17 protein-coding genes are annotated in these 19,449 nt (G+C 51.8%); 7 read left to right on the top strand and 10 right to left on the bottom strand.

The genetic code is table 11. The features are described from left to right. Positions 1-126 precede the first annotated feature (126 nt). The gene (locus tag CBR65_RS07985; RefSeq protein ID WP_087466370.1) at positions 127-1,203 is read right to left on the bottom strand and encodes an AI-2E family transporter; all 1,077 of its coding nucleotides are present in this window, start codon (positions 1,201-1,203) and stop codon (positions 127-129) included. Positions 1,204-1,460: 257 nt separating this feature from the next. Here CBR65_RS07985 and CBR65_RS07980 point away from each other — a divergent pair, with 257 nt between their 5' ends. Both CBR65_RS07980 and djlA read left to right on the top strand, forming a co-directional pair. Further along, positions 1,461-3,098: a YdiU family protein gene (locus tag CBR65_RS07980; RefSeq protein ID WP_087466369.1), complete on the top strand. Its 1,638-nt coding sequence runs from the start codon at positions 1,461-1,463 to the stop codon at positions 3,096-3,098. Between the two features lie 52 nt (positions 3,099-3,150). Beyond that, entirely contained in the window at positions 3,151-3,942 is a 792-nt protein-coding gene (djlA, locus tag CBR65_RS07975) for a co-chaperone DjlA (RefSeq protein ID WP_087466368.1), read from the top strand. A gap of 22 nt (positions 3,943-3,964) precedes the next feature. On the opposite strand, the gene CBR65_RS07970 is transcribed toward djlA, so the two are convergent. The 3 genes from CBR65_RS07970 to CBR65_RS07960 all read right to left on the bottom strand — a co-directional run bounded on the left by CBR65_RS07970 (position 3,965) and on the right by CBR65_RS07960 (position 6,315). After that, positions 3,965-4,741 (bottom strand): DUF1461 domain-containing protein, encoded by a 777-nt coding sequence (locus CBR65_RS07970; protein WP_087466367.1) that lies wholly within the window; start codon positions 4,739-4,741, stop codon positions 3,965-3,967. After that, positions 4,728-5,960, bottom strand: a complete 1,233-nt coding sequence (locus CBR65_RS07965; RefSeq protein WP_087466366.1) for a nitrate/nitrite transporter — start codon at positions 5,958-5,960, stop codon at positions 4,728-4,730. Before CBR65_RS07965 ends, CBR65_RS07970 begins: the two co-directional genes overlap by 14 nt. Positions 5,961-6,057: 97 nt before the next feature. Then, positions 6,058-6,315: a DUF2798 domain-containing protein gene (locus CBR65_RS07960; protein ID WP_087466365.1), complete on the bottom strand. Its 258-nt coding sequence runs from the start codon at positions 6,313-6,315 to the stop codon at positions 6,058-6,060. 126 nt (positions 6,316-6,441) lie between these two features. On the opposite strand from CBR65_RS07960, the gene CBR65_RS07955 reads away from it, so the two are divergent. Continuing rightward, positions 6,442-7,383, top strand: coding sequence for a LysR family transcriptional regulator (locus tag CBR65_RS07955; protein WP_087466364.1), 942 nt, complete (start codon positions 6,442-6,444; stop codon positions 7,381-7,383). Positions 7,384-7,390: 7 nt separating this feature from the next. Here the strand turns inward: CBR65_RS07955 and CBR65_RS07950 are convergent, their stop codons facing one another. Both CBR65_RS07950 and CBR65_RS07945 read right to left on the bottom strand, forming a co-directional pair. Beyond that, complete coding sequence (locus tag CBR65_RS07950) at positions 7,391-8,287, bottom strand: phytanoyl-CoA dioxygenase family protein (RefSeq protein WP_087466363.1); 897 nt, start codon at positions 8,285-8,287, stop codon at positions 7,391-7,393. A 74-nt stretch (positions 8,288-8,361) separates the two neighbouring features. Beyond that, positions 8,362-9,600 (bottom strand): MFS transporter, encoded by a 1,239-nt coding sequence (locus tag CBR65_RS07945; protein ID WP_087466362.1) that lies wholly within the window; start codon positions 9,598-9,600, stop codon positions 8,362-8,364. Positions 9,601-9,696: 96 nt separating this feature from the next. On the opposite strand from CBR65_RS07945, the gene CBR65_RS07940 reads away from it, so the two are divergent. Both CBR65_RS07940 and CBR65_RS07935 read left to right on the top strand, forming a co-directional pair. After that, positions 9,697-10,641 carry a LysR family transcriptional regulator gene (locus CBR65_RS07940; RefSeq protein WP_087466361.1) on the top strand — a complete coding sequence of 315 codons (945 nt, stop codon included), beginning with the start codon at positions 9,697-9,699 and terminating at the stop codon, positions 10,639-10,641. A 104-nt stretch (positions 10,642-10,745) separates the two neighbouring features. Further along, positions 10,746-11,258: a carboxymuconolactone decarboxylase family protein gene (locus CBR65_RS07935; RefSeq protein ID WP_157672012.1), complete on the top strand. Its 513-nt coding sequence runs from the start codon at positions 10,746-10,748 to the stop codon at positions 11,256-11,258. 66 nt (positions 11,259-11,324) lie between these two features. Here CBR65_RS07935 and CBR65_RS07930 read toward each other — a convergent pair whose 3' ends face one another. The 4 genes from CBR65_RS07930 to CBR65_RS07915 all read right to left on the bottom strand — a co-directional run bounded on the left by CBR65_RS07930 (position 11,325) and on the right by CBR65_RS07915 (position 15,146). Further along, a complete protein-coding gene (locus tag CBR65_RS07930) occupies positions 11,325-12,545 on the bottom strand; it encodes a carbohydrate-binding protein (protein WP_198300906.1) in 1,221 nt (406 codons plus the stop codon). A gap of 215 nt (positions 12,546-12,760) precedes the next feature. Next, positions 12,761-13,897: a succinyl-diaminopimelate desuccinylase gene (gene dapE, locus CBR65_RS07925; protein WP_087466358.1), complete on the bottom strand. Its 1,137-nt coding sequence runs from the start codon at positions 13,895-13,897 to the stop codon at positions 12,761-12,763. A gap of 122 nt (positions 13,898-14,019) precedes the next feature. Further along, the gene (locus CBR65_RS07920) at positions 14,020-14,484 is read right to left on the bottom strand and encodes an RDD family protein (RefSeq protein ID WP_087466357.1); all 465 of its coding nucleotides are present in this window, start codon (positions 14,482-14,484) and stop codon (positions 14,020-14,022) included. 191 nt (positions 14,485-14,675) lie between these two features. After that, on the bottom strand, positions 14,676-15,146 hold the full coding sequence (locus tag CBR65_RS07915; protein WP_087466356.1) for an Hsp20 family protein: 471 nt from the start codon (positions 15,144-15,146) through the stop codon (positions 14,676-14,678). 465 nt (positions 15,147-15,611) lie between these two features. On the opposite strand from CBR65_RS07915, the gene CBR65_RS07910 reads away from it, so the two are divergent. Both CBR65_RS07910 and CBR65_RS07905 read left to right on the top strand, forming a co-directional pair. Continuing rightward, complete coding sequence (locus CBR65_RS07910; protein ID WP_087466355.1) at positions 15,612-16,577, top strand: ABC transporter ATP-binding protein; 966 nt, start codon at positions 15,612-15,614, stop codon at positions 16,575-16,577. Beyond that, the gene (locus CBR65_RS07905; protein WP_087466354.1) at positions 16,567-19,440 is read left to right on the top strand and encodes a Gldg family protein; all 2,874 of its coding nucleotides are present in this window, start codon (positions 16,567-16,569) and stop codon (positions 19,438-19,440) included. The genes CBR65_RS07910 and CBR65_RS07905 overlap by 11 nt, the downstream gene beginning before the upstream one ends. The last annotated feature ends 9 nt before the right edge of the window (positions 19,441-19,449 follow it).

Below are 19,449 nucleotides of genomic sequence, written 5' to 3'. Positions count from 1 at the left end.
GGCAGAAGGGCGGAGTGTGATGCGCGACCGTCACCGACAGGAAGTCGGTGTCGAGCCCCCAGGGATGGGTTTACGGCGTGTCGCGCATCACACTCCGCCCTTCTGCTCTCTGTCCAGGAAAAATAACTATAAGTCTTCTTCTGAACGTTGGCTGTTGTCGATGTGATGTAGCCATTCTTTCCAGATGGCAATCAGGATGGCCATTAGTACCGGGCCGACGAAGAGGCCGACAAACCCCATGGTCTTTACGCCGCCGATCAAACCAAAAAACGTCGGTAAAAAAGGGAGTTTAATCGGGCCGCCGACCAGGCGCGGGCGTAAGGTTTTGTCGACGATAAATAATTCTACCGAACCCCAGATAAATAAGCCGATACCGGCAACCGTATCACCGGAACCCACCAGATAAAGTGAAACCATCGTAAAAGCCAGTGGTGCACCGCCAGGTACCAACGCGAGAAAGCCGGTGAGTACACCGAGCGCCACCGGCGAAGGGACGCCGGCAATGGCGTAGGCGACCCCGAGTACAACGCCTTCACCTAAGGCAATCAAACCCATACCGGTAACGGTTGAGCTGACGGTCGCGGGCACGACTCGTGAAAAACGTTGCCAGTGAATCGGTAAAATGCGGTCGCCTACTTTGTCGACTTGCGCAATTAATCGCAGACCGTCCTTGTAGATAAAAAATAGCGTAATCAGCATGAACAATAACGTCAGAATCAAACCGAAAGCTTTACCGCTCAGTGCGAGCAACCAGCGGTAGATGTTGCCGATATGTTCACCGCTGAAGAGTTGTACCAGTTCTCCCAGGTCGTGGGGGTTGGCCAGATTTTCATTCCAGTAATTGGTCAGCCATTCGCCCACACCGGGCAGGGCACCGATCCACGCGGGTGCGGCTGCGCCTTCGCGGTTGGCGATCACCAGCCACTCCACCCAGATCTTGATCTCTTCGATGGCATAGGAAAAAGCGAGGGCAATCGGAATCACCAGTACGGTAATGATGACCAGCAGGGCAATGGTTGCTGCCACCACATTATTGCGATGACATCGGATTAACAGACGCTCATACAACGGCCAACTGGCGAAACCGATAATCAGTGCGGCGAGCACCGGTACGACAAAGCCGCTGAAGAAGTAAATGGCGGCGATCAGGACAAAGACCAACAACCAGCGAGCAATGGAATTTTCGGGCAGAACGGTAGACATATAAGTCGTGAATCCTGAAAGCAGCCATGAGCCGGGCGGGATTGAACGTGAGCCTGATTGTAAACGTGAAACTGATTGTAAAATAGTCGCGTCCAAACGAACAGCAGCAAGATTTTATTTGCGTCGCTTGCTTGCATCATGCGGATTGAGCCCCACATTGGGTTTTACCCTATGTGATTGCTGCGACATCTGTGGCTTGCCGGAAAGATGCGCCAGGTGTTGCGTACTCATTTTCATTTCTTTACAGAAGCTCGCTTATGTCGCCACATCCGCCGTCCTCCTCAGCTCCGTTGACGCTGGAACAGCTGCGTTTTGATAACCGCCTGGTGCGCGAGTTGCCTGCGGACCCGGTCAGTGAAAACTCCCGCCGACAGGTGTTGGGAGCCTGTTATTCCCGCGTAAATCCTCAACATGTGCGACAACCACAATTGGTGGCTTATGCGCAGGAAGTAGCGGCATTGCTAGACCTGCCGCCAGAAGAATGTCGCACAGAAAATTTCACACAGATATTTGCCGGTAATCGCTTGTTACCTGGTATGGAGCCTCATGCCTGTTGCTACGGCGGCCATCAATTCGGCCACTGGGCCGGGCAACTGGGTGACGGTCGCGCGATTAACCTGGGTGAGGTGCTCAATCAGCGCGGGGAGCATTGGACCTTGCAACTCAAAGGCGCGGGGCCGACACCTTATTCACGTACAGCGGACGGTCTGGCGGTGCTGCGTTCGTCGCTGCGGGAATTTTTATGTAGCGAAGCCATGTTTCATCTGGGAGTTCCCACTACCCGCGCGTTAAGTTTGATTTTGACCGGTGAACAAGTACAGCGCGATATGTTTTACAGCGGTAATCCACAATGGGAACCGGGTGCGGTGGTGTGTCGGGTTGCGCCGAGTTTTACCCGCTTCGGCAATTTTGAAATTTTTTCAGCGCGCAATGAGCTTGATGTCTTACAACAGTTGGTGGGCTTTACTCTGCGCGCTGATTTCCCCCACCTTGGTGAGCCGGGGCCAAAAACTTATATCGCCTGGTTTGAAGAAGTATGCCGCACGACGGCGCAGATGATTGCGCATTGGATGCGGGTGGGCTTTGTACACGGCGTGATGAACACCGACAACATGTCGATTCTCGGTTTGACCATTGATTACGGTCCTTATGGTTGGCTGGAAGGCTTTGATCCTGACTGGACTCCCAACACAACCGATGCGCAAAGGGGGCGTTATCGGTTTGGCAACCAGCCGAAGGTGGCCTTATGGAATCTGGCGCAATTGGCCAACGCGATCTATCCCTTGATCAATGATGTTGAGCCTTTGCAGGCGGCCCTGGATATTTATCGCAATCAATACCAGAATGCCTGGCAAAACGATATGGCTAATAAGTTAGGCTTGAGCGAATTTACCGAGCAGGACAATACACTGGTTGATGAATTACAGCGCGTGTTGCAATTGACGGAAACGGATATGACAATCTTTTATCGCCGCCTGGCCGATATCGATCTGCAACTTGAACGGGATACTTTTGAAGGATCAACGGACAGTGTACTAGCGCCGCTAAATGAAGCTTTTTATCAGAAGCCGGCACCGGAAAAATTACAGTCCTTGCTCGATTGGTTGCAGCAATATCGCCAGCGTTTATTACAGGATTATATTCTGCACGGCACCACAACCGAACAGCGTCGCATCCGTATGAATGCCACTAACCCCAAATACGTGCTGCGCAATTATCTGGCGCAGCAAGCGATAGATAAAGCCAGTGAGGGCGACTTTGCGGAAGTGGAAAATTTATTGGCATTGCTGCGTAAACCTTACGATGAGCAGCCGCACAACCAGCATTATTTTGCCAGGCGTCCGGAATGGGCGCGTCATAAGGCGGGTTGTTCGATGTTGTCCTGTAGCTCCTGACACATATTGGAAAACGCATTTTTTATTATATGAATAACACCAAGGTTTAACTATGATCGGAAAAATTATCGGCGGCCTTCTGGGTTTTGCCGCAGGCGGACCCCTGTTGGCCATTATCGGCGTGGTGATCGGCCACATGTTTGATCGTGCATTGAAACGCACGCTGAATGTCTCGCCGGAAGAGTTGCAGGCCATCCAAACCAGCTTCTTTAACACGCTGTTTATGCTGTTGGGGCACATCGCCAAAGCGGACGGGCATATCACGGAGACAGAGATAAAACTGACTGAATCCCTGATGGAAAAAATGGGCCTAAGCGCGGACCACAAACGCGAAGCTATTCGGTTATTCAAAGTCGGTGCCGAACCGATCTTTAATATGGACAATGTACTGCGCGATTTTAAATTCCACAGCAGCCGCAGCCCTAACCTGATCCAGATGCTGCTGGTATACCTGATTAACCTGGCCATGGCCGACGGTGAGCTGCACGAGAAAGAAGAACAGATACTGCGCCAGGTTGCCGAGAAGCTCGGCTTCTCCTCGTTTATCTTTGAACAGCTGCTGCGCATGATTCGCGCGCAGAATACCTTTGGTGGCAATGATCAGTTTTCCGGCGCGCGACAAGCACCGCGCGCGGATGAAGTCGCGCTGGCCTATGAAGCGCTTGGCGTTAGCCCCAGTGCCGGCGATGCGGAAGTAAAAAAAGCCTACCGTAAATTGATGAGCCAGTATCACCCGGATAAGTTAATCGGACAGGGTATGCCGGAAGATATGATTAAAGCTGCCACAGAGCGTTCCCAGGAAATTCAGAAGGCTTATGATGTGGTAAAAAAATCCCGCGCTTGATTTCAAGGTTTCTGCGCAGTAATCATTTCTTCTTTGCTTTTTTATGCGGTGGGCGAGTCACGATGGACGATTCGCCCGTTGCCGCAGGCTTCAGTAATCTCGTCATTCCCCACACCGACAAACCCCACAACAGAATAATCACCACCACCAAAATCACTGCAATAAAGCCAAACAAGTCCGGCGCTTTCATCAGCGTAGTCATCAACGAATCCTGATAAAAGAAAAACCATTCATGTTCATCGGGAAAGATTTGTTCATGCAGCCAATAAAATACGGCTTTAGGGCCGATAAGCAGAATGGTCAGCGTGATTAACACCAGTCCCGAGAGAAAGCCCAGCAGGATTTTCTTGAGTGCCGGAAAGGGAATCCGTTGTTGGTATGCATAAGCGAGCAGGCAGAGCCACACTAACCCGCCGATCAAGCCGGCCCAATAAAACACGTCGACCAGGTTTGCCACATCTTGCAAGTGAATGACTTCGGCTTCGCGCATCAGCGGTGTGGCGGTGCCATTGGGCAGGCGGTAAGTAATGTCGGCCAGTCCTTCGCCGTGGTTTTGCACGGCCTGGGTAATCTGCGCAAACAGATCCAGGTGCTCAGCTGGTGTGGTTTGCTCAAAATCTTTTTTATAGCGATTCAGCGGCCCGAAGTGGCGGATATGTTGTTCAACATCTAACAGGTCATAACCTACCGGATAAACAAAATTGACCTGCGCCAGCAGATGCCAGGCCAGCAGACTGACTGCCAACAAATGGCCGAGCAACAGCAGAGGCCAGAGAAAAAAATGTTTAACGTTGTTCATGCAATCTCTCATCGCTTAAACGCGGGTAGGAAAACCACACCAGTATGCCGGCCAACACAATGCCGAAGCCGGCGGTGCCGAACAAGGCTTGTGCATGGATACCTTTATCGATCAACAGGCCGAACAGGATCGGTGAGGCTGAGGTAGCGATCATGCCCAGGGATGTCATCAGTGAGCGGATGGAACCCAGTTTGCCGGTGCCATAAACCTCAGCCCAGAGTGCACCAGTGATGGGGCTGCTGATGCCGATGTTGATGCCGAGCAAGGTCATAAACAAGAGTGCAACCCAGGAGCCGTTCAACCATGCCAGGCTGAACATGGCGCCCGCGAGAGGCAGCACAATGATCGGCAGCAGGCGGCGCGCGGTAAACCGGTCTACCAACACGCCAGCGGCCATGGAGCTGACCCAGTGCACAATCCCATACACCACAAAACAGCTGGCCAGCCACAGCGGGTCCCATTGTTTCTGCGCAATGATGAAACCTTGATGAATAAAGACGCCGGTGAGGATAAAAGGGCCAGATACCACCGTTGGCAAGGCCAACCAGAAGCGGTAGTCGCGCAACATTTCCCGCCGTCCACGGCTGGTGTGATGATGGGGATTGGCGGAGCTTAGTGGGGCCTCGCACTCGTTGATCGGCGCACGGCGCAGCAGCCAATACATCGTGGGTAAATAAATGAGTGGAATGGTAAGTGCCATCACCCACCAGCTCTCGCGCCAGCCGATGGCACTGATCAGTGCGACGGCCAGCAACGGCAACACGATCTCGCCGATCGGTACGCCGCTGGCAGAGATGCTCAACGCCTTACCACGATGATTGTCAAAATAGCGCGCCATGGTGGTCTGCGCTGTGTGCGGGAAGAGCCCTTGCCCGCACAGGCGCACCAGGAAAAACCCCAGGAACAGCATGGGCAGTGTATTCGCCGCACTCAAGGCCACACAGGCGGCAGTCAAACCTATGGCGGCGAGGGTGGCGAAGCGGCGCAGGGGCCAGCGATCAATCATGCCACCAAAGGCCATGATCACCAGGCTGCTGAGCAAGGTTGCCGACGAATAGACAGTGCCATAGGCACCGGCGGAAAGGGACAGGGAATCCTGGATACTTGCGCCGTACCAGCTGATAAAGAATGACTGCCCCAGATTGCCCCAGAAAATGCTGACGAAACCAAAGGCCAGCAAGGGCCAGGATGAAGCAACAAACTGCCAATAACGCTGCACGGGAACCTGCTTGAGCGGATGAATGATCGCGAAAGGTACCTGTGGCTACGCCAGAAGGTCAACCCGCTTATACACGGAATTAACCTGCGCCGGATCGTTATCCCTGCTGTACCGTCCAGCTCACCAGCTTCACCACCAGCGGACGCACAATCATCACGCACACAAAGGCAACCGGCATGGCAAGCTTATAGGCGTTGAGCACCTGCAAGAAATACTGGTCGCTGAAGCCCCGGTTTGCAGCGGTCACCACCATACAGATCAGAAAAGCCATGATGCCGGACATATAGAACGCGAACACGACGGGCGTAAAACGCGGATGGAGCTTGCGGCTGGCGGTTAAGGATTGCTGGGTCATGAATAACTCCTTTGAGCAGATGTGCGGCCTAATCTACCCCGTGCACGGCGCAGCCGGTAGAGCCGTTTGGCTGCAAGCAGTATTAAGCTAAACTTACGAATCATTTATCTATTCATTGGAATTGCTATGGAAAACTTGCGTGGAATTGACAGCTTCGTCAAGACAGTGGACGCGGGCAGTATTGCCGCTGGCGCGCGGCTGCTGGGTATCAGCGCGGCAGCGGCGAGTCAAAACATTATCCGGCTGGAAAATCAACTGGGCGCGCGCTTGCTCACTCGCACCACACGGAGCTTGCGTTTAACGGAAGCTGGCGAGCTGTACTACAGCAAGGTGCGCCATATCATCCATGAACTGGAGCTGGCGAACAGCGCCGTGAGTGAGTTGTCCGGTGAACCCCAGGGCCGTCTGCGGATCGCCTCGACAGCGGCCTTTGGTCGCCATGTGCTGGCAGCCCTGTTACCTGAATTCAACGCCAAATACCCGCGAGTATCGGTAGAGATTCTCACCACGGATCGCAACGTCGACCATGTTCGCGACGCCGTCGATGTCAGCATCCGTTTCAAGCAACAATTGGAGGACGGGATGGTCGCGCGCCGTATTGCCAACATTCCTTTTCTGTATTGCGCGTCACCAGCGTACCTGGCGCGGATGGGGCGACCCAAAAATCCCGATGATTTGGCTGAACACGCGGGTCTTATGTTTCGGATGCCCACCACCGGAAAAATTTACCACTGGCGCTTTGCGCGCAATGGTATTGCCTTTGATGCGAAGATACGCGTGGCGACCGTCAGTGATGACATTGATGTGCTTGCGCGGTTGGCGGCAAACGGCGCCGGCATCGCCCGCCTGGGAGATTTTATTGCGCGCCGTTACATTGAACGTGGCGAGTTGGAAGTGTTATTTGAATCCTGCCACGCCGCCGGTATAGCTCGCGCGATTCCAGAGCCCCTTGAGCTGTTCATCGTGTTGCGCGATCGCCACGAGCTGACACCCAAGGTGCGCGCGTTCACCGAATTTCTGATGAACGCGCTACCGCAGGAATGGCAGGTGAAAAGTGTGGGCGAGTAACGCCGGACTACACCATCAGGGGCGTGATCGTCCGTTGATCCCGGTTGCTTAAAAAATCCGGCCGAGGTTCAAGCCCGCCGAAGGGTGCCACCGGTTTATTCAGCACACTGTTGTACACACACATCAAAATCGTGCGCGGATCATTGGAAATGTTATCCGGCGAACCGTGCAGAATATTGCACTCATGAAATACCACTGTGCCCGGTTTACCTGTAATGGCTTTGATGTCGCGCGTTGCGAGAATCTCATTCATGGTGTCGGGTTGCGGCACACCGAGCTTCTGCGTTTTCAATGACGTTTTATAATTTTCCGCTTCGGTTTGACCGGCGCATGACACATACAATTTATGCGAGCCGGGAATAACATAAAGCGGGCCATTGTGCTCATGATTCTCGGTTAACATAATCCAGGCAGTCACCGCACGCATGCGCGGCATGCCGTCCTCTACGTGCCAGGTTTCAAAATCTGAATGCCACGCAAAAGAACGCCCGGTATAAGCTGGTTTGATATTGACGCGCGACTGCATCATATACACATCGGAACCTAACAACTGACGGGCCACATTAAGAATTTTCGGGTCGCGAAAAAAATTGCGAATCACATCGCTGTATTGAAAAGGTTTGAAGATGGTGCGCACTTCACGGCTGCCTGGTTCGGTTACCAGCGCCTCTTCACCTGCCATGGTTTTTTTCAACGCTTCAATTTCCGCGAGCAGCGGGGAAACCTGTTCCGGCAGATAATCCGGCAATACCAGGAAGCCGTTGTCGGCATAGAAATCCAGCGAGCTCTGCGCGAGTGGGTTTTCAGAAAGGGATGGGTTGTTATAGATTGCGGGATCTTTTCTTGGAATGACTTGTTCATCCGCACCTGTGCGCGAAGGGTACATGTCATCGGGCAGAAACATAAAATTTTCCTCCTGTTATTTGATTTGAATTTGTGGGGCGTGATTGTAAGTTGATAGCGCCCATGATGCAAAAATCACACGCTGGACTCTTCCGCTTCGCTTGCCAGGTTTTGCTCCTCACGCGGTAATTGGAGCAGGAAAAACAGGGCGAAAATCACTGTGATACTCGCGACGATAAAAGGCAGGGTGACAGTCCAGCTCGCCAAATACCCGGCGGCTAAGGTAGCGATGACTTCAGCAATCACCACGACGCTGCGGTAAATACCCATCAACTCGCCCTTTTCCTGTGATGTAGCCAATCGGGACACGAACTGCGCGCTGGTGACCTCAATAAACACAATGCCAAAAGCCACCATGCTCACAGGTAGAATCAATCCAGCGATGGAATCTGCGTTGGTCAGCAATAACAACCCGCTTGCCATCAGCAGGAGCGCAAGTGCGGTCAATTTTTTTGTGTCGAGCCAACGACTCAGCGCACTTGTCAGTAGCCCGGCAATGATCAGGGGAACACTTAATAATGCGCAATACATTCCAATATCAGCCGTTGTCGATGCAAATACTTGAACGAGGTAGGGAGGCAAATAAGAGAACAGGGTATAAACGCTCCAAAATGCCAGTAGCGTCAGCGTTAACACCGCCAGCATATTCGGTTGGCGGAAAAGCTGTGGCAGTTTAATAGTGTTGTGTTTGCTGGCATGGGCTGGTGATGTTGGACGTTCCTCAACAAAAATGATGACTACCAGAACATTGATCAGATACATCGCAACCGCAAGGATGAAAGGCAGGGCCGGGCTGCTGACAGGTGTTGCGGTCGGGTCGCCCAAAAATCCGCCCAGTAGTGGACCGATGATCCAGCCCGCATTCATGGCAATGGAGAGTGCGGCAAAATTACCGGCTTCATGATCGCTGCCTTCGTCGCTGGCCATCGCTTGTGCAATCGCCATGTTGCCTTCGCCGAGGCCGGAGATAAGCCTTCCCACCAACACGGCCCATAAAAGATTGGCGAATACGCCGAACGCAACCAACGCCATGCCGACACTGGCAACCATTAGCGATACGGTCAAGGCGGGCTTGCGCCCGCGGCGATCAGAATAACGACCCCATCCGGGAGCGCTGAGTATTTGGCCAAATGGATAAAGTGCAAGCGCGAATCCCAGCAGGATTTTACGCTCATCAAGGGGAATACCTGGCGGTAGAAAAGTCGAATCGACCGCAAGAAATAAATGACTGAATACGGGAAAAGGTAAACTGAAGCCAATAAAACCGGTAAATATTGTCAGTATAATCGGCAGCATTCGACGTGACGACAGCATATTCCTCTCCACTGCAAAGTAATCATAAGTTGGAGGGTGGATACTATGTCGATCATTCAACAAAGCAGAATGAGTTACTATCTGGGATCGCGATAGATGAAAGAAACAGTGGATCAAATCAGTGTTGAACAATTGCGCGCATTTATTACCGCATGTGAAAAGGGTTCGTTTTCTGCTGCCGCGCGCGAACTCGGTAAAGTGCAAAGTGTGGTGAGTACACAGATCCAGAATCTGGAGCTGGATTTGAATCTGAGCTTGTTTGATCGCACAGGCAAATATCCGGTCGCGACCGAAGCTGCCGGGTTATTGCTGCCGCTCGCACGCCAGGTGATTGCCCAGATGAAACGCTTTCAACAGGCGGCGGCATCGTATCAAGCGGGTGAAGAAAGCCAGCTGCGTCTTGCGTTTGAAGAATTGGTTATGCCGGATCGTTTGAACGATATACTGGCCGCATTCGCTGAACGCTTTCCCTTTACCCAGGTGGTTTCCAATACCGCCGTTGACAATGAAATCATTGCAATGGTTGCCAATGGCGAAGCCGATTTCGCATTCGTTACCAGTCGCGATGCCTATCCCGAAGAAATTGACTTTACGAATCTCGGGCAACAGAAAGTGCTGATTCTTGTTGGTCGTGAGCATCCGCTTTCGCAGGCCAACATTGTTTCATTGAATGATCTGGGTAAGTATCGACAAATTATTACAGCCTCGGCCACCAGTCATAAACGCTGGCAGTTATCAGCACAAATCTGGACCTGTGATTCGCTATTGCAGGCGATGGAACTGGCCCACCGCGGCGTGGGCTGGGTCAATGCACCTTACGAAGCGGCGCGTCCCTTTCTGAAAACCGGGAAGTTGATTGAATTAAATATCAATAATGCCCTGACGTCCTGGAGCCTAGGGGTGGATTTGCTTTGGTCAACGAAAACACCGCAAGGTGTGGGGGCCAAATGGTTTGCGCGGGAAGCCGGTCGACTCTATGGAAAATATTACAGCGAACCTGTTGCGCTGCCTGAATCTATCGTTAATCCCGATAGTAAGTAACTGGCGGCGTGCAAGAGCGTAGCGATAATACATTCCATCCCGGACAACACCTGTCTTTTGGTGATGATGATCCGGTCTCTGGCAATCTATCCAATGAGGTGGTTATGACTCAGGAAAATCATTCTGAACAGTTAAAAAAATTTGAAGAACATTATCACTATGATGCAGGTTACCTGCATGAATTTTTACAACACTCACCTTCAGGGTATGAAAAATTCGCGAATTTCCAACCCTTATCTCAACATCGGGAAACCCTTGATATCGACACTTACTGGATTGCCAAATTGGCATCCATGCAGGTTGCTGATTGCGGGCACTGCGTGCAGCTCAATGTGCGTATGGCGTTAGAGGCCGGCGTTGATCGAAAATGGGTTGCGGCAAGCTTGAATGGCGGCAGTAATCTGCCGGAACATCTGAAAGATATCTATGACTTTTCTACCAGTGTTGCGTCCTATCAGACGATCGATCCGGTATTGCGTGAACGCATCAATCATGCTCTCAATAAAGCGCAGTTAATTGAGTTGGGGGTATGTATTGCCACTGTTGCGATCTTTCCTACTATCAAACGCGCATTGGGTTATACCGTGACCTGTAGTCTGGTGGAGATAATGGTATAGGGATGTGGTGAAACAACGGTAGAAGGACTGCTATTCGTCACACCCTTCTACCGCGTTGCACACTAATTAATTCCGCGTAACACGAATCCAATTCAAATTGTAACCACCGGCCGGTGCGTAGATAGCAACTTGCTGTTGGCCCGCCGTTAAATTCACGTTGTGGGAAATCGTCGTCCAGTTTTGCCAGCCACCTGTGCTGGGAACGCCGATAATGCCGTAAGTCAGGCCGCCGCCGGCACGCTCAAATTGGATGGAGCCACCGCCGTTCTGGCTGGCAACGCGGTATTGAACGTTGTAACTGCCGGATGACGGAATATTCACGTTCCACACCATCCAGTCGCCTGCCTCAATCCAGCCAACATTTTGCCCGCCTTCGGAGCAACTTTCCGTTTGCACGCCGGACATCTGCGCGAAATTTTCCGCTTCAATCTGGATTGGTGCCGCATTATTTTGTTGATAGACCCGCACGTAGTCCACTTCCATGATGCGCGGCCAGATATTGGGATCAACGCCCTGCGCGCCGCCCCAGCTGCCGCCAACGGCGAGATTCAAGATAATGTGGAAGTTGTGATTAAACGGCCATGACTCCCAGCCGGTGCCGTCGTTCCACACCGTAAAATAATTCACGCCATCCACAAAAAAGGCGATGTGATCCGGATACCATTCCGCGGCATACACGTGCCAATTTGCCGTAGGGTCTGCCACATTAATTGTGCCGGTGCGCTGGGTGCCCACTGCCCAAAAGCAGCACGCGCTGTGGGTAGACGCGTGGATCACATTCTGGTCATAGCCCACATTTTCCATGATGTCGATTTCCCCGGCGTTGGGCCAACCATAGTTGGTGATCGGATTGGTGCCGTAACGAAAATCATCATCGGGATACAGCCAGAACGCCGGCCAGGTACCCCAGCCGCCGGGCAGCTTCATACGTGCTTCAAATCGCCCATAGGTCCAGGAAGCGGTAGAGTTCAACCGCGCTGAGTAATAATCATTCTGCCCGGTGGAGTTGTTATACACCGCGGCGGCTTTAATTTTTAACGTGCCATTGGAGACGTAAGCGTTATCGAGGTTGGCGGTGTAATGTTGCAATTCATTATTCACCACACCGGGGTTCCAGATTTCCGGGCTCCAATTACCATTGGGATAGCCGGAGTAATTAAATTCGTCACTCCAGATCAGTTGCCAGTTTTGGGCGTTGGCGTGCGGCAGCACGCAGAGTGAAAGAAACAACAGAAAAACGCGCAGTAAATTTGAGATTCCAATGAGAGAAGTTTTGTAGACAGGCATAGTAAAGACTCCGCAATTCGTTATTGTTAATTGATAATTCCAATGCGGCTTGGGAAGCTGCATCGACGGCGGATTATCTATTGCAGAGCGTAGTAGCCGTAGCAGTCAGTGTCGTTCTGCTACGGGATAGTGTTTGTATGTGTACGGGTTTTGCTAAGGTTTTTTTGCTCGAACCCGCGGTCCCGGCTTGTCAAAAAAGGAATACTTTCCGTGGGTTAGGCGAGCAAATTCTCCAGAGCCTTTTCATAAATCCCGGTCAAGGTTTCCAGATCCGCCGCACTGATACATTCATTCACTTTGTGAATCGTGGCGTTGATGGGGCCGAGCTCGACAACCTGCGCACCGGTGGGGGCGATGAATCGTCCATCTGAGGTGCCGCCGGAAGTGGAGAGTTCAGCGTCACGTCCGGTTTCGCTTTTAATAGCAGCTACGACCGCATTCACCAAATCACCGCGCGGTGTAAGAAAAGGTTGGCCGCTGAGCGTCCAGGTGATGTCGTAATTCAAGCCATGTTTGTTGAGGATAGCTTCCGTGCGTTCGCGCAGGATTGCATCGGTCAATTCGGTGGAAAAACGAAAATTAAATACCACCTCAACAGTGCCGGGAATAACGTTGGTTGCGCCGGTGCCGCCGTTAATATTCGATACTTGAAAACTGGTAGCCGGAAAAAATTCGTTACCATCATCCCAGTGTTCAGCGGCCAGTTCGGTGAGAGCCGGTGCCAGTTTATGGATCGGATTATCTGCGAGGTGAGGGTAGGCCACATGGCCTTGAATACCTTTTACTGTCAGGATGCCGCCGAGCGAGCCGCGACGACCATTTTTAATCACATCGCCCACCAGCTTGGTGGAGGATGGTTCACCGACGATACACCAGGTGATCCTGGTGTTATTCGCTTCTAGCCACTCGACAACCTTGACCGTGCCATTGATGGATGGGCCTTCCTCGTCGCTGGTGATCAAAAAGGCGATGCGCCCGGAATGATCGGGATGTTTTGCGACAAAACTTTCACAGGCAAGCACCATGGAGGCGAGTGAGCCTTTCATATCGGCGGCGCCGCGCCCGTGTAACATGCCATCAATGATGCGCGGCTCGAAGGGTGGATTTGTCCACTGTTGTTCGGGGCCGGTAGGCACAACATCGGTGTGTCCGGCAAAAGCGAGAATGGGGCCTGATTCACCGCGCACAGCCCAGAAATTATCCACGTCATCAAAGCGTAAGTGCTCAACCTTAAAGCCGATGGCTTCAAGACGTTTGGTCATCATCTGCTGACAGCCATCGTCCGCCGGTGTGACGGAACGACAGCGAATAAGATCAGTGGCAAGTTGCAAGGTGGGGGAGAGGTTGGTCATTACAAACAGAATCCTGTATTACCGGCTCACCCGTGCGGCGGCCGCTGAAAAATAGGCGGCAATTCTAGCAGCTTTGTCGGTGACTCGATAATCGTGGTGCGGGAGCAGAGGCTCCCGCCCGATCAGCTATGTACAACCAGAGTGCCTGCGAGTTTGTCATGCCAGGTTTGTTTTTTGGGGTCCCAGGCGGCCCATAAATAACCTAAGCCCAAAGGCAACGCCGAGAGAAAGTAGGCAAAGTAGCGACCAACGAATTGACCTGAAGTGGGTTTGCCGCCGGTCTTGGCATCCACAATTTTGGCGTCGATGATCATCTTGCCCGGCGTTGCCTGCCGGTAGGTCCAGAAGCTGATAGTCCATATCAACGGGAAGGCATAGCTGAAGAAAAAATCAAGAGGGCCTTGAATCATTTCTTCGGATTCGAAATAGCCTGCGCCATAAATCAGATACAAAATCGGAAAGGTAATGAGGATGGTAATGATGCTGTCAATTATCGTAGCTAAGACACGCATCCAGAAACCGATATAAACCAGCTCGTTCGGGTTTTCTACCAATTCAGCGGCAGGGGCCTGATAGGGATTGTCCATAAAAAATCCTTGTAGTGAGTATGTTGAGGGACAGGCCACTATAACCGCTATGAGGGCCGGGCGACTAGCCTGCAGCGGAGGTGACAAAGAAGAAAAGACAGGCTACCCATCCGCAGCAGGAACGGAATGGCTATTGTTAATTCTGAGGTGTTATGAAGAGGGCGGCGGCCTGAGCCGTCGCCCGATCAGGTTTACGCGGCCTTGTCTTTCTCCGCCTTGTGTTCAAGTACATTGCCGGATTGGTTGATGGCGATGCTTCTGGGCTTCATCGCCTCCGGAATCTCTTTCACCAGGCTGACAGTTAACAAGCCATTGGTTAATTCGGCACCGGTTACTTCAACGTGATCGGCCAAATTAAATTTGCGCTCGAACGCGCGAGTCGCGATACCTTGGTGCAGATATTTGCGCTCTTCCTTTCCGCCTTCGGCTTTTTTACCGCGAACGGTCAGTACGCCTTTTTCCACCTGAATATCCAGTTCGTCCCGGTCAAACCCGGCGACAGCCAGTGTAATACCGTAGCGGTTGTCGCCAACCACTTCGATGTTATACGGCGGATACCCGGCAGAAGCTTGTTCAGCGCGAAGCGCAGTATCCAGCAGCGCACCCAGACGGTCGAAACCGATGCTGCTGCGATAGAGGGGAGTGAGATCAATTGTATTCATAACCATATCCTCCATAAGAAGCGATAAAAAAATACAGTTAATGTCGATGCCTCGTTCTCACAGAGACCCGAAGCATGTATTTATCTAGGGCGGGTAAAAAAATTTTCAATATATTTCAGGAAATTTTTTCTACAATATTTTCTACTATCAAGTAGGTCGCATTAGGCGCAAAGCGCCGTAATCCGTCCCAGGACTTTCAAAATCCACAACCTGCCAGACCCCAAACAAAAAACCTTTCAGCAGCCCTTGAACTTTCATTTGCTGCCCCTATCTAATCGGCGCTGTAATCATTTCATACCATTGTTGGATGGGGAATAATCCCGCTAACCAGGAACAATAACAATGTATAACTTGACTATATGCCGTCTCAAGACTGCGCGTTATCCCCCTCGCTCTTCCTAAAAAATTAATTAAATTTATTTCCATTTTTTTCTCTATTAGCTACGTCTATTAATGGAGGACGTTATGCTTGATGTTAATTCTCTCAAGCGCACCTATGGTGACTTCGTCGCGGTGGATGGTGTGACTTTTTCTATCGGAAAAGGTGAAATTGTCGGTCTGCTCGGCCACAACGGCGCGGGTAAAACTACCATCATGAAGATGCTCAGCGGGTACCTCGAACCCAGCGGCGGGCAGATCAAAATGGACGGCGTTGACCTGGCTCAGCACTTAAAAAAACTACAGCAAAAAATTGGTTACCTGCCGGAAAGTTTACCGGTGTATCCGGAGATGACGGTGGCTGATTACCTGGTCTACGCGGCCTCTCTGAAGGGGCTGCAAGGCACTCAGAAACAAGCGGAGATCAAACGGGTCTTACAAGCGACAGCCATCGGCGAGAAATTGCTGGCTCCCATTGCGACTTTATCGCGTGGGTATAAGCAACGGGTTGGTGTGGCTCAGGCCATTCTGGGTAAGCCCGGTTTATTGATCCTCGACGAACCTACCAACGGTCTTGACCCCACCCAAACCCTCCAGATGCGTGAACTGATTCGCGATATCGCCAAAGAAGCTACGGTTATTTTATCCACCCACATCATGCAGGAAGTTGATGCCCTGTGTGATCGAGTGCTTATGGTACGTGGTGGCCGTCTGGTGATTGATGCGCGTCTGGATAGCTTGCGACAAAGCCGTTATCTGCAACTAGCCACCAGTCCCCTGAGTGAAGACGCCGTCAGCACGCTTACTCATATTCCTGGCGTACAAACGCTTGAACCACAAGCGGGGAACAACGCGCGGGCCATCCACCGGGTGACGCTGAGTGAGGATGTTGATCTGGATGTAGTCAGTGCGGCATTGGCAAAAGCCGTGATAGCAGCGGGTGCTGATCTGTACCAGTTAAACGCCGAAGTTCGCGATCTTGAATCCCTGTTCCGCGAAGTCAATCAACACACCGGTGCAGCTGATAAGGAGGATGTTCGTCATGCAGCCTAAGCGCACTATTCGCCGTATTGCGGCTAAAGAAATTACGTTATTTTTTTCATCGCCGGTGGCATATTTATTTTTAGCCGTGTTTGCGGCGGTAACACTGTTTATCTTCTTTTGGGGCGAAGCATTTTTCTCGCGCAATATCGCTGATGTTCGTCCGTTGTTCGAGTGGATGCCACTGTTACTGATCTTTCTCGCCAGTACGCTCACCATGCGGATGTGGAGCGAGGAGCGCCGTACCGGCACATTGGAACATGTGCTGACCCAACCGGTACCTCTGTGGCATTTTGTCGTGGGTAAATTTATCGGTTGCCTTGCCTTGTTGGCAATTGCGCTACTGATTACCTTGCCGCTGCCTATTACTGTCGCCATCATCGGTGATCTCGATTGGGGGCCGGTATGGGCTGGTTATCTCGCGACATTTTTGCTGGGTGCTGCCTACCTCAGCATCGGCTTGTTTGTATCCTCGCGCAGTGAAAATCAGATTGTCAGCCTTATCATCGCCGTTGCCGTGTGCGGCATGTTCTATTTACTCGGCAGTAAAACCCTGACGGATTTCTTTGGCAACCAGGCCGGTGAATGGCTGCGCCTGCTCGGCACGGGTTCGCGTTTTGAAGCGATCACGCGTGGTGTTATTGATTTGCGCGATCTCTATTATTACCTCAGTTTGATAGCCGTTTTCCTTACGCTAAATACATTTTCGCTGGAGCGTGAACGCTGGGCTCTAACCGGTAGTCGCGAACATCATTCGGGCTGGCGGGTAATGACTGTGCTGTTGATTGCCAATGCCATCGGCGCGAACTTTTGGTTGGGTCAGGTCCATAGTCTGCGTATTGATGCCACTGCCGGTAACCAATACTCCATCTCACCGGCGACAGAAGAATACCTGCAACAATTGCAAGAGCCTTTGTTGTTGCGCGGGTACTTCAGCAGTAAAACCCATCCCTTGTTATCGCCGCTGGTGCCGCAGTTGCGCGACCTGATACAGGAGTACGCGGTGGTCAGTGATGGCCGCGTACGTGTGGAATTTATTGATCCAGTTACCCAGCCGGAACTGGAAGAGGAGGCTAATCAAAAATATGCGATACAGCCGGTACCTTTTCAGGTAGCAGATCGCTATCAGGCCGCCGTGGTAAATTCCTATTTTAATGTGCTGGTGCAATATGGCGATGAGTATCAGGTATTAGGCTTCCGCGAACTGATTGAGATCAAAGCTCGCGGTGAGGGCGATATCAATGTGCAGTTGCGTAACCCGGAGCATGACCTGACTCGCGCAATCAAAAAAGTCCTGCACAACTATCAGGCCGGCGGCAATTTGTTTGATACCGTAAAAGGTGAGCTGACATTTAACGCTTACATTTCTGCCGACAATCGTTTGCCGCAACCCTTGCAGGATTTCCGAAAAATTGTCACAGACCAGGCACAGAAACTGCGGCAAGAATCTAACGGCCGTTTGCAGGTTAATTTCCTTGAGCCGGAGGCGAACGGCGGTGCAGTGGGTCACCAGATATTGCAGGACTATGGCTTTCAGCCTATGGCGACCAATCTGTTCAGCAATGAACGCTTTTACTTTTATCTGACCCTGGGACAGGGTGAGCAGGTGGTACAGATTCCTCTGGATGATATGAGTGAAGCCAGCTTCGAACGCAATCTGTCATCGGCCATAAAACGCTTTGCCAGTGGCTTCACCAAAACAGTGGCATTGGTTACACCCGCTCCCGCTGCGCATCATCAATTTGGTGGTATGAACACTGCGCAGTTTAATCAGCTGGAAAACTTTCTCGGTGCAGAACTGAACGTGATGCCGGAAGACTTGAGTGATGGCAGTGTATCGGGGCAAGCCGATATTCTGGTGCTGGCGGCGCCGAAAAATCTGGATGAAAAGCAGCTCTTCGCTGTGGACCAATTTCTGATGCAGGGTGGTACGGTTATCGCAGCCACGTCGCCATATTCTGCCAGCGTCTCCAATCGCAGCTTGAGCGTGCAACCGCAAACCAGCGGATTGCAGGAATGGCTCAATCATCACGGTCTGCAAATAGAAAACCAATTGGTTATGGACTCGCAAAATGTGCCCTTCCCGGTCCCGGTCACACGCAATGTCGGTGGCTTCAGTGTGCAGGAAATTCGTATGCTGGATTATCCCTACTTTGTTGATGTCCGTGGAGCGGGTTTGAATCAGGATAATCCGATTACCGCTAACTTGCCACAGACAACCATGGCCTGGGCTTCGCCGATTGTTGTTGATCAGGAGAAGCAAAGCGCGCGTGAAGTGATTGAGTTGCTGCGCTCCTCTGACGAGGCTTGGCTGTCCAGTTTAACTCAAGTGATGCCGCGAATTGATGGTGGCACTATGAGTCGTTTTGCACCGGAGGGCGAACAGAAATCCCATCTGTTAGGCGTGATCACCACTGGTCGATTTGATTCGTATTTTGCCGGTAAATCCTCGCCTCTGCTTGCACAGGCTGACGAAGATAATACCGAAGCAAATGAAACCGACGCGGCAACCACTGTATCGGGGGTTATTGAGCGTTCACCAGAATCTGCTCGTATCATCCTGTTCAGCTCCAACGATTTCCTGACGGACCAGTTGTTGCAAATGGCGGGTGCTGCCGGAGGCGGCGAATACCTGAATAGCCTGCAATTATTTGCCAACACCGTTGATTGGTCTCTGGAAGATGCGGGCCTACTCAGCATTCGCTCGCGTGGCAATTTCAATCGCACTTTGCCAACGCTGGAACATGGTACACAGTTGTTCTGGGAGTATCTGAATTATGGCCTGGCGTTGTTGGCTTTATTGATAGTGGTGGGTGTTCGCTATCAGATAAACCGGTCGCGTCAAAAAGGCTATCAACAATTACTCGCACACTAGGGAGCACAC

The sequence above is a fragment of the Cellvibrio sp. PSBB006 genome (assembly GCF_002162135.1).
Classification (GTDB): Bacteria; Pseudomonadota; Gammaproteobacteria; order Pseudomonadales; family Cellvibrionaceae; genus Cellvibrio.
The sequence above is the reverse complement of the archived record's forward strand: the minus strand, read 5'-3'. Positions and strand labels throughout refer to the sequence as shown.

What these genes read in the sequence shown, in the direction of transcription:
- CBR65_RS07985 (WP_087466370.1), bottom strand. Translation starts at nt 1,203, where the DNA reads ATGTCTACCGTTCTGCCCGAAAATTCCATTGCTCGCTGGTTGTTGGTC.
- CBR65_RS07980 (WP_087466369.1), top strand. Translation starts at nt 1,461, where the DNA reads ATGTCGCCACATCCGCCGTCCTCCTCAGCTCCGTTGACGCTGGAACAG.
- djlA (WP_087466368.1), top strand. Translation starts at nt 3,151, where the DNA reads ATGATCGGAAAAATTATCGGCGGCCTTCTGGGTTTTGCCGCAGGCGGA.
- CBR65_RS07970 (WP_087466367.1), bottom strand. Translation starts at nt 4,741, where the DNA reads ATGAACAACGTTAAACATTTTTTTCTCTGGCCTCTGCTGTTGCTCGGC.
- CBR65_RS07960 (WP_087466365.1), bottom strand. Translation starts at nt 6,315, where the DNA reads ATGACCCAGCAATCCTTAACCGCCAGCCGCAAGCTCCATCCGCGTTTT.
- CBR65_RS07955 (WP_087466364.1), top strand. Translation starts at nt 6,442, where the DNA reads ATGGAAAACTTGCGTGGAATTGACAGCTTCGTCAAGACAGTGGACGCG.
- CBR65_RS07950 (WP_087466363.1), bottom strand. Translation starts at nt 8,287, where the DNA reads ATGTTTCTGCCCGATGACATGTACCCTTCGCGCACAGGTGCGGATGAA.
- CBR65_RS07945 (WP_087466362.1), bottom strand. Translation starts at nt 9,600, where the DNA reads ATGCTGTCGTCACGTCGAATGCTGCCGATTATACTGACAATATTTACC.
- CBR65_RS07940 (WP_087466361.1), top strand. Translation starts at nt 9,697, where the DNA reads ATGAAAGAAACAGTGGATCAAATCAGTGTTGAACAATTGCGCGCATTT.
- CBR65_RS07935 (WP_157672012.1), top strand. Translation starts at nt 10,746, where the DNA reads ATGACTCAGGAAAATCATTCTGAACAGTTAAAAAAATTTGAAGAACAT.
- CBR65_RS07930 (WP_198300906.1), bottom strand. Translation starts at nt 12,545, where the DNA reads ATGCCTGTCTACAAAACTTCTCTCATTGGAATCTCAAATTTACTGCGC.
- dapE (WP_087466358.1), bottom strand. Translation starts at nt 13,897, where the DNA reads ATGACCAACCTCTCCCCCACCTTGCAACTTGCCACTGATCTTATTCGC.
- CBR65_RS07920 (WP_087466357.1), bottom strand. Translation starts at nt 14,484, where the DNA reads ATGGACAATCCCTATCAGGCCCCTGCCGCTGAATTGGTAGAAAACCCG.
- CBR65_RS07915 (WP_087466356.1), bottom strand. Translation starts at nt 15,146, where the DNA reads ATGAATACAATTGATCTCACTCCCCTCTATCGCAGCAGCATCGGTTTC.
- CBR65_RS07910 (WP_087466355.1), top strand. Translation starts at nt 15,612, where the DNA reads ATGCTTGATGTTAATTCTCTCAAGCGCACCTATGGTGACTTCGTCGCG.
- CBR65_RS07905 (WP_087466354.1), top strand. Translation starts at nt 16,567, where the DNA reads ATGCAGCCTAAGCGCACTATTCGCCGTATTGCGGCTAAAGAAATTACG.